Consider the following 18,092-nt stretch of genomic DNA (forward strand, 5'->3'; position numbering starts at 1 on the left):
GGGGAAACGCCCATGCTCGTCGCGCACCAACAATCGCGCGGGCGGATTCGATTAAGCTTGCTGCCGCCCGCCTCTTTTGTCTGACCCATTCGACGTACGACCGAACCGATGACCGCTTTCCTGCTGATCTGGAGCCCCAAGAAATGGCCATGGCCCGAGTTGCCCGACGTCGCCGCGCGCGTGAAGGCCGGCGAGGCCGTGCATGACGTGTGGGGCTGCGGCTTCGCGCGCGGCATCCTGCCGGGCGACCGCGTGTTCCTGCACCGCGTCGCGAAGGAGCCCAAGGGCGTGTTCGGCTCCGGTTACGTGACGCGCGCGCCGTACGAGGTGTCCGATCCGTCGACCAAGCGCGGCTACCGGCTGTGCATCGACTTCGTGTACGACTGGCTGGTCGACGCGCACCAGGACGTCGTGATCGCGCGCGACGCGCTGCGCGTCCATCCGTATTCGGTGCAGACCTGGGATGCGCAGAGCTCCGGCACGTCGATCAAGCCGATGGTCGAAGGCCCGCTCGAAAAGCGCTGGGCCGAGCTGACCGGCAAGCGCAAGCCGCCGCGATAACCGGAAACAGGGTCGAATCAGGTGCGCCTTTTCCGCCCGGCCGATTCCCCCGCGCGCCGAAAGGCCGCGGACCGGTCGGCCGGCCTGCCGCGCGTGTCTCCGGTACAATCAGACGATCGTTCCGCCCAGGCGCCGCGGCCCGTGCACAGGCCCCCGCGCCGTTCTCTCGCAGGTTTCGCTCATGTCCAACAATCAGATCCTCTTCGAACGCGCCCAGAAGACCATTCCCGGCGGTGTCAACTCGCCGGTGCGCGCGTTCCGTTCGGTCGGCGGCACGCCGCGCTTCGTCGCGCGCGCGCAAGGCCCGTATTTCTGGGATGCCGACGGCAAGCAATACATCGACTACATCGGCTCGTGGGGCCCGATGATCGTCGGCCACGTCCATCCGGAAGTGCTGTCGGCCGTGCAGAACGTGCTCGCCGACGGCTTCTCGTTCGGCGCGCCGACCGAGGCGGAGATCGAGATCGCCGAGGAAATCTGCAAGCTCGTGCCGTCGATCGAGCAGGTGCGGATGGTGTCGAGCGGCACCGAGGCCACGATGAGCGCGCTGCGCCTCGCGCGCGGCTTCACGGGCCGCAGCCGCATCGTCAAGTTCGAAGGCTGCTACCACGGCCACGCGGATAGTCTTTTGGTCAAGGCCGGCTCGGGCCTGCTGACGTTCGGCAACCCGACCTCGGCCGGCGTGCCCGCCGACATCGCGAAGCACACGACCGTCCTCGAATACAACAACGTCGCCGCGCTCGAGGAAGCCTTCGGCGCGTTCGGCGACGAGATCGCCGCGGTGATCGTCGAGCCGGTCGCCGGCAACATGAACCTCGTGCGCGGCACGCCCGAATTCCTGAACGCGCTGCGCGCGCTGTGCACGAAGCACGGCGCCGTACTGATCTTCGACGAAGTGATGTGCGGGTTCCGCGTCGCGCTCGGCGGCGCGCAGGCGTACTACGGCATCGCGGCCGACCTCACCTGCCTCGGCAAGGTGATCGGCGGCGGGATGCCGGCCGCCGCGTTCGGCGGCCGCCGCGACATCATGGCCCACCTCGCGCCGCTCGGCGGCGTCTACCAGGCCGGCACGCTGTCAGGCAACCCGATCGCGGTCGCCGCGGGCCTGAAGACGCTGCAACTGATCCAGGCGCCGGGCTTCTACGATGCGCTCACCGCGCAGACCAAGCGGCTCGCCGACGGCCTCGCGGCCGAAGCGCGCGCGGCCGGCGTGCCGTTCGCGGCCGACTCGATCGGCGCGATGTTCGGCCTGTACTTCGCCGAGCGCGTGCCGGGCAGCTTCGCGGAAGTCACGAAGAGCGACACCGAGCGCTTCAACCGCTTCTTCCACCTGATGCTCGACGAAGGCGTGTACTTCGCGCCGTCGGCGTACGAGGCAGGTTTCGTGTCGAGCACGCACGACGACGCGGTGATTGACGCGACGCTCGCGGCCGCGCGCCGCGCGTTCGCGGCACTCGCCGCCTGACCCGGGGCCGCGCGCATGTTCTCGGATACCGATTTCGCCCACATGCAGCGCGCGCTCGCGCTCGCCGCGCGCGGGATGTACACGACCGCGCCGAATCCGCGCGTCGGCTGCGTGATCGTCAAGAACGGCGACGTGATCGGCGAAGGCTTCACGCAGCCGGCCGGCCAGGATCACGCGGAAGTGCAGGCGCTGAAGGACGCGCGTTCGCGCGGCCACGACGTCGCGGGTTCGACCGTGTACGTGACGCTCGAACCGTGCAGCCATTTCGGCCGCACGCCGCCGTGCGCGAACGCGCTGATCGACGCACGCGTCGCGAAGGTGGTCGCGGCGATGGAAGACCCGAATCCGCAGGTGTCGGGGCGCGGCCTCGGGATGCTGCGCGATGCGGGCATCGACGTGCGCTGCGGGCTGCTCGCGAACGAAGCCGGCGAGCTGAACATCGGCTTCGTGTCGCGGATGACGCGCGGCCGCCCGTGGGTGCGGATGAAGACCGCCGCGTCGCTCGACGGCCGCACCGCGCTGCCGTCCGGCGAAAGCCAGTGGATCACCGGCGAGGCCGCGCGCCTCGACGGGCACGCGTGGCGCGCACGCGCGTGCGCGATCCTCACCGGCATCGGCACCGTGCGCGAGGACAATCCGCTGCTGACCGTGCGCGGCATCGACACGCCGCGTCAGCCGCAGCGCATCCTGGTGGACAGCCGCCTCGACCTGCCGCTCGATGCGCGGCTGCTCGAAGGCGCGCCGCTGCTGATCTTCTGCGGCCGGCTCGACGCCGGCGGCGAAGTCCGCGCGAACGTGCTGAAGTCGCGCGGCGCGGAAATCGTGCCGCTCGCGAATGCGCACGGCAAGGTCGACCTGCCTGCGATGCTGGCGGCGCTCGGCGCACGCGGCGTCAACGAACTGCACGTCGAGGCCGGCCACAAGCTGAACGGCTCGCTGCTGCGCGAGCAGTGCGTGGACGAATTGCTGGTGTATCTGGCGCCGAGCCTGCTCGGCGCCGACGCGGCCGGCATGTTCGACCTCGCCGCGCCGGCGAGCCTCGATGTGCGCACCCGACTGTCGTTCCACGGTATCGAGCGAATCGGCGACGACCTGCGGATCCTCGCGCGGTTCGCGCCGCCCGACGCCTCACACTGAACGGAATCGTCACGATGTTTACCGGAATTGTCGCGGCCGTCGGCCGCATCGAATCGATCGCCCCGCTCGGCGCGTCGCCCGACGCGGGTGTGCGGCTGACCGTGCACGCCGGCGGCCTCGACCTCGCCGATGTCGCGCTCGGCGACAGCATCGCGATCCAGGGCGCGTGCATGACGGTGATCGAAAAAACCGATACCGCGTTCGACGTCGACGTGTCGCGCGAAAGCCTGAACCGCACGGTCGGCCTCGCACAGCCCGGCGACGTGAACCTCGAGAAGGCGCTGCGCGCGCACGACCGCCTCGGCGGGCATATCGTGTCGGGCCATGTGGACGGGCTCGGCACCGTGTCGCGCTTCGCACCGGTCGGCGAGTCGCACGAACTGCGGATCGTCGCGCCGCGCGAACTCGGCCGCTATCTCGCGTACAAGGGCTCGATCACGGTGAACGGCGTGAGCCTGACCGTCAATACGGTCGACGATCGCGCGGACGGCTGCGAATTCTCGATCAACCTGATTCCGCACACGGTCGAAGTCACGACGCTGCGTCACGTGAAGGCCGGCGACAAGGTCAATCTCGAAATCGACATGATCGCGCGGTACGTGGAGCGGATGCTGTCGGCCTCGCAGGGCGTGCATCAGGACTGATCGTCCGCCTCGTCGCGAACGTAACGACGAGCGATATACCCATACCAACACGCTGCGCCAGCGTCGCGGACGCAGCAATCATCGAGACGAGACGGACGATGGCAAGCAGTCGATCCAGCGGCGACGCGGAAATCACGAGCCGGCGCTCGCAGGCCGAGCGCAGCCACGCGACGCGCGAACGCGTGATCGCCGCAACAATCGGGCTATTGCACACGGAGGGTTACGCCGGAACAACCACGCGCGCCGTCCAGAAGGCGGCCGCGGTCAGCATCGGCGCGTTGCAGCATCAATTCCCGACCAAGGCGATGCTGATGGCGGCCGTGCAGGAGCGCCTGATCCAGGAGCGCCTGAAGCACGTCAAGGAAGCCGCGCAGGATGCCGCGAACCCGCTGGCCCTCGTCGGGCGGTTGCTCGATATCGCCGGTTCGCTGATCGGAACACCATTGTTTGCGGCCAGCATTGAAATCGATCTGGCAAGACGCAGCGACAAGGAACTGGATCAGGCCATCGCCGAAGTCCGCGATCGATCCAGCGACGAATTCATCAAGGTGACCAACACCGTCAGCGAAAGCGCCGGCGACGACGCACGCGAGCGGGTCAGGGAACTCGATCTGCTAACGGGCGCCCTCATTCGCGGGCTGACGGTCGAGGCCGTGACCGAAGGCGACCTCACCGAAGTTGCAGCGGCCTTCGGCACCTGGCGATCGATCGTCCTGCAACTGCTCGGTAACGCCATGGCCTCGCCGACGCACGCCGCCCCCGGAAACGCCGCCCCGCGCCGCTGCGCCGACTGATCGCCGCCCCGGTCCAGACCGGACCGCATTGACCGGCCCTGCCAGCCGACATGGGAGCGCGCGCCCGTCAATCGGGGCGCCCCCTCGTTCGAGCCTATTCCGTCCCGTCCCGCCACGAACCTTTCCTCTATTTACAAGCCATATGTATTGCTTATAGCATCGTCCGTACGGTCGAATTGCCGTGCGACACACGAGCGTAGCCGGTAAAGCCATTCGATCGGCTCGCCCGTCGACGCAGCGGGTCGTGCCGAACGACAAATAAAAATCAGGATGCCGAATAAAATCAGGAGACAACACGTGAAGAAACGGTTATTGGCGATATGGCTGGCGGGGCTGCCATGTCTGGTCCATGCGCAATCCAGCGTAACGCTGTTCGGCACCACCGGCGGCGGCATACGGTGGGAAAACGGCGTCAAGGGCGGAAGCCGCGTGATGTTCGACAACAACATCGTGTCCGGCAGCAACTTCGGCCTGAAAGGCAGGGAGGATCTGGGCGGCGGCGTCAATGCGATCTTCGCGATGGCCGGCGCCTTCACGCAGGGAACGGGCGCGCTGGCCTCGTCGGGCACGCTGTTCTCCCAGACGGCCTACGTGGGATTGTCGAGCCGCTTCGGACGGCTCACGCTCGGCCGGCAGTTCAATGCCAGCGAGGATCTCGCCATTCTGCTCGATCCGGCGGGCGGTCTCGGCAGCTTGACGACCGAGCCGCCGGTGCTGTTCCTCGGCAACTACTTCACGCTCGACTCGCGCTTCGACAACACGATCAAGTATCTCGGCGAGGCCGGCGGCTTCCGGTTCGCCGCCAGCTACTCCCCGGGCGGCGTGGCCGGCAGCGTGCGCGCCGGAACCAACTTCTCGATCGCCGGGATGTACCAGTATCGAGGCGCGTCGATCGGCGCCACCTACGAGAAAACCTACAGCCCGGACGGCACCGCGAACGCGCAGACGTTCCTGGCCGGCGGCTCGGCGCAACTCGGCCCGGTACGCATGTACCTGTCGAACCTGCTGTTCAGGGCGACCGCCACCGCCCGCCAGCCCGGCGGCGCGACGCGGCGCGACAACGTTCAACTGGTCGGCTTCGCATGGCAGGCGGCGCCGGCAATCCAGGTATCCGGCGCGTTCTACTACGACGCCGGCCGCAATCTCGGCAACGTAGCGGGCGCGAACGGCCGCAAGCTGACGTCGTGGCTGGTGGCCGAATACTTCCTGTCGAAGCGCACCGAACTCTACGCGGAAGTGGACCGCAACGGCTTTACCGGCGCCTACAAGAGCGACCCGGCGAACATCGGCGCACTCGGGCTGCGTCCCGGTGGCAGCGGCGTCACCGGTGCATCGATCGGCATGATCACCCGGTTCTGAACCGGCTTCATGCAACCGTGCTTCGCCGCCGGACACGTTGCCGGCGGGCGTTGCGGGATTTCAAACACGTGGAGAAAAACCGATGAAAAAACTCGCTGGAACGCTGTTGCATCTGGCACTGGCTGCAACGTGCATGACGAGCGCCGGTCTGGCCGGCGCACAGGGCGTCGCCGAGCGCCCCGACCTCGCATCGGGCGCGGCCTCGCGCACGGCAATCGAGCCGGCGTCCGGAATCGATTCGACGAAGGCACGCAAGACAACGGATCGCGTTCTGCGCAAGCGCACCCAGGCGGCGCTCGCGCGGGCAAAAGGATTGAACGCGTCGCGCATCATCGTCCGCGTGCACAACGGCGAGGTGACGCTGCAAGGCTCCGTCAGCGATTCGCAGCAGGCGGACCTGGCGGTTGACGCGGCACGTCGGGCCAGCGGCGGCGCGGTGCGCAACCAGCTCCGCCTCAACGGCCAGCTGCTGTGAGCGCGCGACGGACAACGACCGCCCCTCCTCTCGAATCAAGGATGACGTATCAATGATGAAAGCACCCGCATCCGGAGCAACGCGTGCCCGACACGCGCCGTCCTCGTCCCGCTTCATTCTCGGTCTTCTCTGCACTCTTTCCTGCTGCGTGCCCACGCTCGCGCAGGCTTCGCTGCCGCTGATGCCCGTCCCGAAATCGCTGGAAACGGCGGACGGATCATTGGCCGTGCGAGGCGCGTTCGGCCTGAACTGGCATGGCTGCAACAGCACGCTGCTCGATCGGGCCGGTCGACGCTTTCAGCGCGACGTCGATCGCCTCGCCGGCGTCGATCCCGACGACACGGTGGGGCCGAGCCTCGACATCGATTGCCGGAGCGGCGATCCGGCCTCCAAGGCCGACGCCGGGAAGGAAGCCTACCGGCTCGCCATCGGCACGAACGGCGTTCAATTGCGCGCCGACGGCCCCACGGGCGTGCTGCGCGGCCTGGCGACGCTGCGCCAGCTGATTCGGCATGCCGGCCGGGAGGTCTCGCTCCCGCTGCTGACCGTGGACGATGCGCCGCGCTTCGCGTGGCGCGGCATCATGATCGACGTCGCACGTCACTTCATGACGGTGTCGACGCTGAAACGCCAGATCGACGCGATGGAGCTCGTCAAGCTCAACGTCCTGCATTTGCACCTGAGCGACAACGAAGCCTTCAGGGTGGAAAGCCTGCGCTATCCGGCGTTGCAGAAATCGGCCGCGGACGGGCGGTACTACACGCAGGCGGAGATGCGCGATCTGGTCGCGTATGCCGCCGATCGCGGCGTGAGAATCGTGCCGGAATTCGACCTGCCGGGCCACACGGGCGCGATCGTCACCGCCTATCCGGAACTCGGCGCCGGCCGCTTCGACCGGCACGATCCGCAATCGGTGATGAACGTCGCGCTCGATCCGGCGAACGAGCGCACCTATCGATTCGTGGACCGGTTGCTCGGCGAGATGGCGACTCTGTTTCCCGACCGTTACCTGCACGTCGGCGGCGACGAGCTGGGGCCGAAAGCCTGGTCGGACAACCCGGCCATCGTGGCGTTTGCGCGCGAGAAACAGCTTGCGTCGCCGAGGGCGCTCGAAGCGTATTTTCAGGCCCGGATCCGCGCAATCGCCGCCAAATACGGCAAGAAGACGATCGGCTGGGACGAAGTGGCCGATCTGCCGGACTACGGCGACACCGTCATCCAGACATGGCGCACGTCGAACGGCATTTCAAAGGTGGCGGAGGCCGGCGGCAAGGTGATCGTGTCGTCGGGCTACTACCTCGATCATCAGTTGCCCGCCAGCGCCTACTACGGCGTGGATCCGACCGATCCCGGAGCATTCGGCATCACGGCGCAGGAAGCCGACGCGGCCCGGAAGATCAGTCCGCGCGTGCGTCACGTGGTGGACGGTTTCGTGGTCGCGCCACGGCCCCCGCTGACGCCCGCGCAACAGCGTCTCGTACTCGGCGGCGAGGCCGCGCTATGGAGCGAGCAGGTCACCGACGAAATGCTCGATGCGAAACTCTGGCCCGTTTCCGCCGCGATCGCCGAACGCTTCTGGTCGCCGGCCGACGTGCGCGACCTCGACGATATGTACGCACGCCTGTTCACCACGCAGAACGCGCTGCGATTGCTGGGGCTTCAGGATCGCGGCAACCGCGAGCGCATGGTCGCGAGGCTGGCGCCCGATCGGGCCGGCGCCGTGGAGACGTTGCTCGACACGGTTCGTCCGGTGCAATTCATCGGCCATGATCGCACCAAGCGGGCGGCGCTCGCCGGCAAGCCGGCCGGCGACAGGCAGACGTCGACGGGGCTTGCCGACGCGGCAGCGATCGACACCCCGCTCGCGCACCGCTTTCTCGGGGACGTGCAACGCCTGGTGAACGGCGACCGTTCGCGCGCGGCGCCGCTCGAGGCGCAACTGCGGATATGGCGGGATAACCCGACGCTGTACCGGGATGCCGCCGCCGGGCGACCGGAACTGGAAGCGGCGCTGCCGGTATCAGACGACCTCGCGGAAATGGCGCGCGGCGGGCTGGCCGCGATCGAGGCGTTGCGCAACGGACAAACACTGCCCGCGGACGCCGCGGCGCGCGTGGCCGCGGTACTCGACCGGGCAGCGGCTGCGGAGCAGGCTTCGTCGACCTACCTGCGCTCGGCGATGATGGCACAACCGCCGGCCGACCTGATCGTCACGATTACGCCCGGCATCCGGGCGCTCGTCAAGGCCGCTGCCCCGGCGAGCGGAACCGGCGGTTCAAACCCGGCCCGTCAGGACTGACCGGCATTCGCCTGCGGCCGGCCGCAGGCGACCTGGCCCGTTCGGCAGCCGGATGCGCATCGCAATCCGGCTGCCGTACCCCGCTTGCGACACGCACAGCCGTCCCTCCTTCCGCGTCGCCCCGGGCACTCGACCGCTCCCGGTCCCCGCGTCGTGTCTGCCCTGCCCCCGCGCATCCGACGGCCGGGCAGCGTGCCGAAGGTCGAATGCGCCACCCTGGCCAGACGGCCAACGACACGCACGAGCCATCCCGTCGCGCTAAGATGCAACGGCAGCGGTTTCGGCGCCGCGACGCACGAAGCGCCGCGTGTCGGCTGCCCCTCTTCCTCAAGGAGTCGTCCCCATGTCCATCTCGATGTACCAGGCTTCGCTGCCCGTCCTGATCCGCGGCCTCACCAACCTGCAGCACATCCTCGGCAAGGCGCAGGCCCATGCGGCGGAAAAGCAGATCGATCCGTCGGTACTCGTCGGCGCACGCCTCTATCCGGACATGCTGCCGCTCGTCCGCCAGGTCTACATCGCGACCGACACGGCCAAGGGCTGCGCCGCGCGGCTCGCCGGCGCCGAGATCCCGAGCTACCCGGATGTCGAGCAGACCTTCGACGAACTGCATGCACGCATCCAGAAGACGATCGACTACCTCAAAAGCTTCGACGCCGCGCAGATCGACGGCAGCGAGGCGCGCCAGATCGTGCTGAAAATGCGCGTCGGCCCGATCGAGTTCACCGGCCAGTCGTACCTGCTGAATTTCGTGCTGCCCAACTTCTTCTTCCACGTGACGACCGCGTACGACATCCTGCGCCACAGCGGCGTCGAACTCGGCAAGCTGGACTACCTCGGCGGGCGCGACGAGCACGCGTGACGCGCGGCCGGGCAACGCCCGGCCCGCAACCGTCCGCACCCGCGCGGAGGCCGGCCGCAGCGCTTTCCGGAGCACTCGCCGGCGCCGCGCGATCCACGCCAGCCGAAACGCCGCCCGGCTGGCGTAAAATACGCACTTTCCTCTTTCTCGCCCCTTTATGACGCTCGCCTCCACGCTCGACATCATCGCCGAGCTGAAAGCCGGCCGGATGGTGATCCTGGTCGACGAAGAAGACCGCGAAAACGAGGGCGACCTCGTGATCGCCGCCGAATTCGTCACGCCGGAAGCGATCAACTTCATGGCCAGGTACGGCCGCGGCCTGATTTGTCTGACGTTGACGCAGGAACGCTGCAAGCAGCTGCACCTGCCGCTGATGACCTACCGCAACGGCACGCAGTACGGCACGGCGTTCACGGTCAGCATCGAAGCGGCCGAAGGCGTGACGACCGGCATCTCGGCCGCCGACCGTGCGCACACGATCGCCACGGCGGTCGCGCACGACGTCCGCCCCGAGCACATCGTGCAGCCGGGCCACGTGTTCCCGATCATGGCGCAACCGGGCGGCGTGCTCGTGCGCGCCGGCCATACCGAAGCCGGCTGCGACTTCACCGCGCTCGCGGGGCTGACGCCCGCCGCGGTGATCTGCGAGGTGATCAAGGACGACGGCACGATGGCGCGCCTGCCGGACCTGCTCGAGTTCGCGAAGGAACACAACCTGAAGATCGGCACGATCGCCGACCTGATCCAGTACCGCAGCCGCACCGAATCGATCATCGAACGGATCGCCGAGCGCACGATGCAGACCGCGCACGGCACGTTCCGCGCGGTGCTGTACCGCGACCAGCCGAGCGGCTCGCCGCATATCGCACTGGTGCGCGGCACGCCGTCGCCCGACGTCGATACGCCGGTGCGCGTGCACGAGCCGCTGTCGGTGCTCGACCTGCTCGAGACGGGCATCTCGACGCACTCGTGGACGCTCGACGCCGCGATGCGCGACATCGCGGAACGCGACCTCGGCGTGATCGTGCTGCTCAACTGCGGCGATACGAAGGAACACCTGATCGACGTCTTCAAGGCGTTCGACGAGGAAGAAAAGGCCGCTGCGCTCAAGCGCCGGCCGGTCGATTTCAAGACGTTCGGCATCGGCGCGCAGATCCTGCGCGATGTCGGCGTCGGCAAGATGCAGGTGCTGTCGAATCCGCGCAAGCTGGGCAGCATGTCCGGCTACGGCCTCGAAGTCACGGGCTTCATTCCGATGCCCGGCGGCGAAGCCAAGTCCTGCCCGGCGTCCCACGCGTAACCCGCCACGGCGCTTTCGCCCTATAACCGTTCATCCACACCACGGACCAGATCATGGAAATCGGACAATACCAACCGAATCTCGAAGGCGACGGCCTGCGTATCGGCATCGTGCAATCGCGCTTCAACGAACCCGTGTGCAACGGCCTCGCCGACGCATGCGTCGAAGAACTGGAACGCCTCGGCGTCACCGGTGAAGACGTGCTGCTCGTGTCGGTGCCCGGCGCGCTGGAAATCCCGCTCGCGCTGCAGAAGCTCGCCGAAAGCGGCCAGTTCGACGCGCTGATCGCGCTCGGCGCGGTAATCCGCGGCGAGACCTACCATTTCGAACTCGTGTCGAACGAGAGCGGCGCGGGCATCACCCGCATCGGCCTCGACTTCAACCTGCCGATCGCGAACGCGGTCCTGACGACCGAAAACGACGAGCAGGCCGTCGCGCGCATGACCGAAAAGGGTCGTGACGCCGCACGCGTCGCGGTCGAGATGGCCAACCTGACGATGGCCCTCGACCAGCTCGGCGACGACGAGGACGAAGAAGAAGACGAAGACGACGAAGAGGAGCGCGCATGAAGAAGAGCGCCCGCCGACAATCGCGCGAGCTGGCGACGCAGGGCCTGTACCAGTGGCTGCTGTCGAACGCGCCCTCCGGCGAGATCGACGCGCAACTGCGCGGCGCGCTCGGTTACGACAAGGCTGACAAGGAACTGCTCGAAGCGATCCTGCACGGCGTGATCCGCGAGCATGCGACGCTCGTCGAAGCGCTGGCGCCGTCGCTGGACCGTCCGATCGAGCAGCTGTCGCCGGTCGAACGCGCAGTGCTGCTGATCGCGACGTTCGAGCTCACCCACCACGTCGAAACGCCGTACCGCGTGATCATCAACGAAGCCGTCGAACTCGCGAAGACGTTCGGCGGCTCCGACGGCTACAAGTACGTGAACGGCGTGCTCGACAAGCTGGCCGCGAAGCTGCGCCCCGCCGAAACGCAGGCGCGTCGCAACGGCTGATACCGTTGGTTTGTCCACGGGCGCGCAAGCGCCCGTTTTTCATTCTTTTCCCCCTCCGCCCTGCCCGCCGATGAATACCACCGCCGATTCGCTCGTCACGCTCGCCGCACGCGTCGACGCGATCCAGCCCTTCCATGTGATGGAACTGATGAAGGAGGCACAGCGGCTCGAGTCCTTGGGGCGCGATGTTATCCACATGGGCATCGGCGAGCCGGATTTCACCGCGCCGGAGCCGGTCGTCGAGGCCGCCGCGGCCGCGCTGCGCCGCGGCGTCACGCAGTACACGAGCGCACTCGGCATCGCGCCGCTGCGCGAGGCGATCGCCGCGCACTATGCGCGCGCGTACGGCCTCACGATCGCCCCCGAGCGGATCGTCGTGACGGCCGGCGCATCGGCCGCGCTGCTGCTCGCGTGCCTCGCGCTGGTCGGCCGCGACGACGAAGTGCTGATGCCCGACCCGTCGTATCCGTGCAACCGGCACTTCGTCGCGGCGGCCGAAGGTCGCCCGGTGCTCGTGCCGAGCGGCCCGGACGCGCGCTTCCAGCTCACCGAGAACGACGTCCGCACGCACTGGAACGCGCGCACGCGCGGCGTGCTGCTCGCGTCGCCGTCGAACCCGACCGGCACGTCGCTCGAACCGGACGAACTGAAGCGGATCGTCGAAGCGGTGCGCGCACGCGGCGGCTTCACGATCGTCGACGAGATCTACCAGGGGCTCAGCTACGACGCCTCGCCCGTATCGGCGCTGTCGTTCGGCGACGACGTCATCACCGTGAACAGCTTCTCGAAGTATTTCAGCATGACGGGCTGGCGGCTCGGCTGGCTCGTCGTGCCGCCCGCGCTCGTCGGCACGTTCGAGAAGCTCTCGCAGAACCTGTTCATCTGCCCGTCCGCGCTCGCGCAGCATGCGGCGCTCGCCTGCTTCGAACCCGCGACGCTCGACATCTACGAAACACGCCGGCTCGAATTCAAGCGCCGCCGCGATTTCATCGCACCGGCGCTCGAACGGCTCGGCTTCACGGTGCCGGTGATGCCGGACGGCGCGTTCTACGTGTATGCGCATTGCGGCGGCGTGGCCCACCCGGCGGCCGGCGACAGCGCCGCGCTCACGCAGGCGATGCTGCACGACGCAGGCGTGGTGCTGGTGCCCGGCATGGACTTCGGTGTCCATGCGCCGCACGACTATATCCGCCTGTCCTATGCGACGGCCTACTCGCGGCTCGAAGAGGCCGTCGACCGGCTCGCGGCGCTGTTCGGCCAACGCTGACGCCGCGGCCGGCGCACCGGCCGCTTCACGTACCGCAAAAGGAAAAGGCACCCGAATGGGTGCCTTTTGCATGTCGTGCCGGCCGGCGCCGCGCGGCGCCTGTGACGTTACGCGCCGAGCTCCGAATGATCGCCGTGCGACTGCTTCGCGGTATCGACGCTCGCATCGTCCTGCGAGGCGGCTTCCTTCGGCGCCGCCTTGACCGACGTCGTGCCGTCGAGCGTCGCATGCACGCGCTTCGCGCCGCCTGCCGCGGCCGTCACGGCAGCGGCGGTGACGATCGGCTTCGCGGGTTGCGCGGGCGCCTGCGGCGCGTTGAGCGGCACGCTGCGGCCACGCGCGACGTCGCGCAGGCGGCCGCGTTCGGCCATCACCTTCGAGCCGTAGCCGTTGTCGTCGGGGTTCGTCGAGCCGTTGTACAGGCGCAGGCCGGTCGCGAGCGAACCGCCGCGCGCGATGCAGTCCTTCAGCACCAGTGCGCCGACCTGCAGGTTCGCGAGCGGCTGCAGCGCGGTGTCGGTGCCGCCGAAATACTCGAACTTGTCGGAATGGACCTTCGACATGACCTGCATCAGCCCCTTCGCGCCGACGCCGCTTTCGGCGTACGGGTTGAAGCCCGACTCGATCGCCATTACGGACAGCAGCAGCAGCGGATCGAGGCCGACGTCACGACCGGTCTGGAACGCCGCCTTGACGAGCTGCCCGAGCGGCTCCTGGGCGACGCGGTAACGGCGCGACAGATAGGTGGCGACGAGCGCCTGTTCGCGGTTCGACGCGAGCGCGCGATCGTCGCGGGCATCGGCGGCCACACGCTGAATCGGAATCAGTTTCGCAAGCGCGACGGGCGACGGGCCGTTACGGGCCGGATCGGACGCATCGCCCTGGGCGCCCTGAGCGGCGGTTTCCGGTGCGACATCGAGGCCGACCGCAAGCGCATCCGTTTCGGGACTCTCTTCCTGCTGCGGCTGCGCGCCGGCAGGCGCGAAGTTCGGCAGCGGATGGCCGGACAGCAGACGGGCCGGACCGGCCTGCACGGCCGCGGACACGACCGGCATCAGCTTCGCGGCGAGCGTGCCGCGGACGGTTGGCAGCAGCCACAGTGCAAGCGCAACCGCGACAGCAAAACAGCCGACAACGCTGAATAGATGGTGACTGACACGCGTCCCGCGACGCAGCATGTTGCGCACGATTTGCGCATGCTGCTCAGTGGGACGCCACGATAACCAAGCGTTCATTCAGATCATCTCCCATGAACATGACTCGTGCGGCTCGCTCAGCTCGATGGCGAGACAGAAAACGCGCCGCGGAATCACGACGCCGCACGCCTTGGTTGGGACGCGCAAGCATCGGGGGAAACGGTATAAGTACCGTTCGAGGCCACGGTGTAAGAGGGCCGGCGCCTTCGCACAGTGGGCGAGGCGGGCATACGCGGTGGCACCCACGCAAAAAACCAGCGTCTGGTAGCGCTGGCTGGGACTACGACAAAAGCCGTCGAAGACGCCGTGCAGGATTCGGCGGACGGTGACGCGCTGCGTCAAAGATCGGTGATTGGCGGCTCGAAGCCTTTTACCCTGCAGCCAATGTGAGCGGATTCTAGCAGGGTTTTATAGATCGTCAACACTATAAAACTTCGAAATCATAACAAAAAGTAATTTTGAATCGCTCTTCAGAACGCAATCCCCGTGCCGTAGGGGGTTTGCGCGCGGTCGACTTTTTTCTGCGCCGGGCGGCCGGGCGGCTGCCCGGGTAAAATCGGCGGTCGATTCGGGGTCGCAGCCGGCCGTTGCACCCGCCCACCGCTGCCCGTCCCTGCGGGTGGCCCGGACCTTCTTCATGAAATACAAAGACTTACGCGATTTCATTCAGCGCCTCGAGGCGCTCGGCGAACTGCGGCGCGTCACGCAGCCGGTGTCGCCCGTGCTCGAAATGACCGAGCTGTGCGACCGCGTGCTGCGCGCCGGCGGCCCCGCGCTGCTGTTCAATGCGCCGCCCGGCCATGCGTTCCCGGTGCTCGGCAACCTGTTCGGCACGCCGCGCCGCGTCGCGCTCGGGATGGGCGTCGATGCGGGCGACGATGCCGCGCTCGGTTCGCTGCGCGATCTCGGGCGCCTGCTGTCCGCACTGAAGGAACCCGATCCGCCGAAGAGCCTGAAGGACGCCGGCAAGCTGCTGTCGCTCGCGAAGGCGGTGTGGGACATGGCGCCGAAGTCGGTGTCGTCGCCGCCGTGCCAGGAGATCGTCTGGGAAGGCGCCGACGTCGACCTGCACAAGCTGCCGATCCAGACCTGCTGGCCCGGCGATGCGGGGCCGCTCGTCACGTGGGGCCTGACGGTCACGCGCGGGCCGAACAAGTCGCGCCAGAACCTCGGCATCTACCGTCAGCAGTTGATCGGCCGCAACAAGCTGATCATGCGCTGGCTCGCGCATCGCGGCGGCGCGCTCGACTTCCGCGAGTTCGCGCTGCAGAACCCGGGCAAGCCGTATCCGGTCGCGGTCGTGCTCGGCGCCGATCCGGCCACGACGCTCGGCGCGGTGACGCCCGTGCCCGATTCGCTGTCCGAGTATCAGTTCGCCGGCCTGCTGCGCGGCAGCCGCACGGAACTCGCGAAGTGCCTGACGCCCGGCGTCGACACGCTGCAGGTGCCCGCGCGCGCGGAGATCGTGCTCGAAGGCTTCATTCATCCGCAGGAAGGCGCCCCTGCCCCCGCGCCGGCCGGCGCACCGCCACGGCCGGCCGGCAATGCGGCGGCCGCGTACGAACACGCGCTCGAAGGGCCGTACGGCGACCACACCGGCTATTACAACGAGCAGGAGTGGTTTCCGGTGTTCACCGTCGAGCGCATCACGATGCGCCGCGACGCGATCTACCACTCGACCTACACGGGCAAGCCGCCCGACGAGCCCGCGGTGCTCGGCGTCGCGCTGAACGAGGTGTTCGTGCCGCTGCTGCAGAAGCAGTTCACGGAAATCACCGACTTCTACCTGCCGCCCGAAGGCTGCAGCTACCGGATGGCTATCGTCCAGATGAAGAAGAGCTACGCGGGCCACGCGAAGCGCGTGATGTTCGGCGTGTGGAGCTTTCTGCGGCAGTTCATGTATACGAAGTTCATCGTGGTCGTCGACGAGGACGTGAACATCCGCGACTGGAAGGAAGTGATCTGGGCGATCACGACACGCGTCGACCCGGTGCGAGACACGGTGATGGTCGACAGCACGCCGATCGACTATCTCGACTTCGCGTCGCCGGTGGCCGGACTCGGCTCGAAGATGGGGCTCGACGCGACCAACAAGTGGCCGGGCGAAACCAGCCGCGAATGGGGCCGCCCGATCGAGATGGATGCGGCCGTGAAGGCGCGCGTCGACCGGCTGTGGCAGGAGATCGGCCTCTGACGCCCTGCGGCCGGCGCCCGCCGGCCTGCGCATCGCAATCGCCGCACGCACCCAGAAGATGAGCTTTCCGCCCGCCTCCATGCTGTCCGACGGATTCTTTCTGTCGCTATCGTTGTGTCTCGACATCGGCCTCGTGAACGTCGCGATGCTGTCGCTGACGCTGTCGCACGGCTTCCGGCCGGGCTTCTGGCTCGGCGTCGGGTCGTGCGTCGGCGATCTCGTCTACGCGGCGCTCGCGCTCGCGGGGATGGCCGTGCTGCTGCAGTTCGAACCCGTGCGCTGGATCGTGTGGATCGGCGGCGGCGCGGTGCTGCTGTTCCTCACGTGGAAGATGGCGCGCGAAGCGCTGGCGCCCGTCAAGGCAGCCCACGGCGACGCAGACGACGCACCGCCGCCGCGGGCGAGCGCGCGACGCAGTTTCGTGCGCGGGATGCTGCTCGCGATGTCGTCGCCGAGCGCGATCCTGTGGTTCGCGGCAGTCGGCGGCGCGCTGATCGCGAAAGCCGGTGCGACCACCCCGGCGACCGCGTCGGTGTTCCTGTCGGGCTTTTTCCTCGGCGGCCTCGCGTGGACGCTCTTCATGTGCACGCTCGCGAGCCAGGGCCGCAAGCGCGCGGGCGCCGGCCTGATGCGTGCGTGCCATGTCGCGTCGGCGCTGCTGTTCGCATATTTCTCGTACAGCGTGATCGTCGGCGGCTACCGCGACCTGATCGTGCACGCGGTGTAATCGCGGCCGCCCTGCCGGGCCGCGCACGGAATGGCAGCCCCAATGAAAAACGGCGCAGCGCCCCTCGCGGAACGCTGCGCCGTTTTGCCGCGCGCGGTCAGGCCGCGCGAGACGAATCAGCGACGCCAGCCGTGATGGCCCCAGCCGCCGTAACCATGGCGCCAGTACGGGCGACCGTAGTAGCCACCACCGTAGCCGCCGACGACCACGGCGGGCGGCGGTGCATAGTAGGCCGGCGCCGGCGCGTAATACACGGGCGGCGGCGGCGCGTAGTACACGGGCGGCGGCGGTGCATAGACGGGATACGCGGGTGCGACCGGGATACCGATGCCGACCCCGATCGACACGTGAGCCTGCGCGGCGCTTGCGGCAACCAGGCCCAGCGCGGCGGCGGCGATGAACGGAATGAGCTTTTTCACTTCGATTCTCCTGCTGGAGCGGTATTTTTGGCGCTCCTGTCGGCAACGGCGGGCATGCACGTCGCATGGAAGCAATGTAGCGAAAACCCGGCCCGCGCGTATCGTGCATTTGTTGCAAATTGCAATTGCACGCAGTCGAAGCCGCCGTCCGGCGCGGGACCCGGCGTGGGCGGCAAGCCTTGCGGGTCGCGCGATTCCGTCCGAGGAGTCGGGTCGCTGCACGACGACCGGTCAGTCTTACCGGATCCGGCGCGCGCAGCACGCGCGCGTGCGTAATGAACGATTACAAATTCGAGACAACACGCCGACATTTCAAGCGGGATGCGGCGCCCAGTGTTTCGGGGTCGGATTCGGCAATCCTGATTCGACCGCGATGCCGGACTCCAGCCC

The 18,092-nt window shown here is 67.9% G+C and carries 17 protein-coding genes; 15 read left to right on the forward strand and 2 right to left on the reverse strand.

Annotated elements, in window-relative coordinates; all coding sequences use genetic code 11:
• Positions 1–108 precede the first annotated feature (108 nt).
• The 13 genes from HWW87_RS11645 to HWW87_RS11705 all read left to right on the forward strand — a co-directional run bounded on the left by HWW87_RS11645 (position 109) and on the right by HWW87_RS11705 (position 13,166).
• On the forward strand, positions 109–561 hold the full coding sequence (locus HWW87_RS11645; RefSeq protein WP_175820356.1) for a hypothetical protein: 453 nt from the start codon (positions 109–111) through the stop codon (positions 559–561).
• A gap of 181 nt (positions 562–742) precedes the next feature.
• Positions 743–2,026 carry a glutamate-1-semialdehyde 2,1-aminomutase gene (gene hemL, locus HWW87_RS11650; RefSeq protein WP_174387716.1) on the forward strand — a complete coding sequence of 428 codons (1,284 nt, stop codon included), beginning with the start codon at positions 743–745 and terminating at the stop codon, positions 2,024–2,026.
• Positions 2,027–2,041: 15 nt separating this feature from the next.
• A complete protein-coding gene (gene ribD / locus HWW87_RS11655; RefSeq protein WP_175820357.1) occupies positions 2,042–3,163 on the forward strand; it encodes a bifunctional diaminohydroxyphosphoribosylaminopyrimidine deaminase/5-amino-6-(5-phosphoribosylamino)uracil reductase RibD in 1,122 nt (373 codons plus the stop codon).
• Between the two features lie 14 nt (positions 3,164–3,177).
• Positions 3,178–3,807 (forward strand): riboflavin synthase, encoded by a 630-nt coding sequence (locus HWW87_RS11660; protein WP_175820358.1) that lies wholly within the window; start codon positions 3,178–3,180, stop codon positions 3,805–3,807.
• A gap of 98 nt (positions 3,808–3,905) precedes the next feature.
• On the forward strand, positions 3,906–4,601 hold the full coding sequence (locus tag HWW87_RS11665) for a TetR/AcrR family transcriptional regulator (protein WP_175820359.1): 696 nt from the start codon (positions 3,906–3,908) through the stop codon (positions 4,599–4,601).
• Between the two features lie 297 nt (positions 4,602–4,898).
• Complete coding sequence (locus HWW87_RS11670; protein WP_244107180.1) at positions 4,899–5,960, forward strand: porin; 1,062 nt, start codon at positions 4,899–4,901, stop codon at positions 5,958–5,960.
• 82 nt (positions 5,961–6,042) lie between these two features.
• Positions 6,043–6,435, forward strand: coding sequence for a BON domain-containing protein (locus tag HWW87_RS11675; protein WP_244107181.1), 393 nt, complete (start codon positions 6,043–6,045; stop codon positions 6,433–6,435).
• Positions 6,365–8,734, forward strand: coding sequence for a family 20 glycosylhydrolase (locus HWW87_RS11680; RefSeq protein ID WP_175820361.1), 2,370 nt, complete (start codon positions 6,365–6,367; stop codon positions 8,732–8,734). The genes HWW87_RS11675 and HWW87_RS11680 overlap by 71 nt, the downstream gene beginning before the upstream one ends.
• Before the next feature lie 343 nt (positions 8,735–9,077).
• Positions 9,078–9,596, forward strand: coding sequence for a DUF1993 domain-containing protein (locus HWW87_RS11685; protein ID WP_174433179.1), 519 nt, complete (start codon positions 9,078–9,080; stop codon positions 9,594–9,596).
• Between the two features lie 157 nt (positions 9,597–9,753).
• Positions 9,754–10,896, forward strand: coding sequence for a bifunctional 3,4-dihydroxy-2-butanone-4-phosphate synthase/GTP cyclohydrolase II (gene ribBA, locus HWW87_RS11690; RefSeq protein ID WP_174433178.1), 1,143 nt, complete (start codon positions 9,754–9,756; stop codon positions 10,894–10,896).
• 53 nt (positions 10,897–10,949) lie between these two features.
• Positions 10,950–11,465 (forward strand): 6,7-dimethyl-8-ribityllumazine synthase, encoded by a 516-nt coding sequence (ribH, locus tag HWW87_RS11695; RefSeq protein ID WP_006476661.1) that lies wholly within the window; start codon positions 10,950–10,952, stop codon positions 11,463–11,465.
• Positions 11,462–11,899, forward strand: coding sequence for a transcription antitermination factor NusB (nusB, locus tag HWW87_RS11700; protein ID WP_175820362.1), 438 nt, complete (start codon positions 11,462–11,464; stop codon positions 11,897–11,899). Before ribH ends, nusB begins: the two co-directional genes overlap by 4 nt.
• Before the next feature lie 70 nt (positions 11,900–11,969).
• The gene (locus tag HWW87_RS11705; protein WP_175820363.1) at positions 11,970–13,166 is read left to right on the forward strand and encodes a pyridoxal phosphate-dependent aminotransferase; all 1,197 of its coding nucleotides are present in this window, start codon (positions 11,970–11,972) and stop codon (positions 13,164–13,166) included.
• Positions 13,167–13,273: 107 nt separating this feature from the next.
• Here the strand turns inward: HWW87_RS11705 and HWW87_RS11710 are convergent, their stop codons facing one another.
• The gene (locus tag HWW87_RS11710) at positions 13,274–14,401 is read right to left on the reverse strand and encodes a lytic transglycosylase domain-containing protein (RefSeq protein ID WP_175820364.1); all 1,128 of its coding nucleotides are present in this window, start codon (positions 14,399–14,401) and stop codon (positions 13,274–13,276) included.
• 598 nt (positions 14,402–14,999) lie between these two features.
• On the opposite strand from HWW87_RS11710, the gene HWW87_RS11715 reads away from it, so the two are divergent.
• Complete coding sequence (locus HWW87_RS11715; protein ID WP_175820365.1) at positions 15,000–16,556, forward strand: UbiD family decarboxylase; 1,557 nt, start codon at positions 15,000–15,002, stop codon at positions 16,554–16,556.
• Positions 16,557–16,614: 58 nt separating this feature from the next.
• Positions 16,615–17,283 carry a LysE family transporter gene (locus HWW87_RS11720; RefSeq protein ID WP_175820366.1) on the forward strand — a complete coding sequence of 223 codons (669 nt, stop codon included), beginning with the start codon at positions 16,615–16,617 and terminating at the stop codon, positions 17,281–17,283.
• 116 nt (positions 17,284–17,399) lie between these two features.
• On the opposite strand, the gene HWW87_RS11725 is transcribed toward HWW87_RS11720, so the two are convergent.
• Positions 17,400–17,702, reverse strand: a complete 303-nt coding sequence (locus HWW87_RS11725) for a hypothetical protein (RefSeq protein ID WP_175820367.1) — start codon at positions 17,700–17,702, stop codon at positions 17,400–17,402.
• Positions 17,703–18,092: the final 390 nt, after the last annotated feature.

The organism is Burkholderia sp. BCC0419 (assembly GCF_902830285.1).
In the GTDB taxonomy this organism is placed as follows: Bacteria; Pseudomonadota; Gammaproteobacteria; order Burkholderiales; family Burkholderiaceae; genus Burkholderia.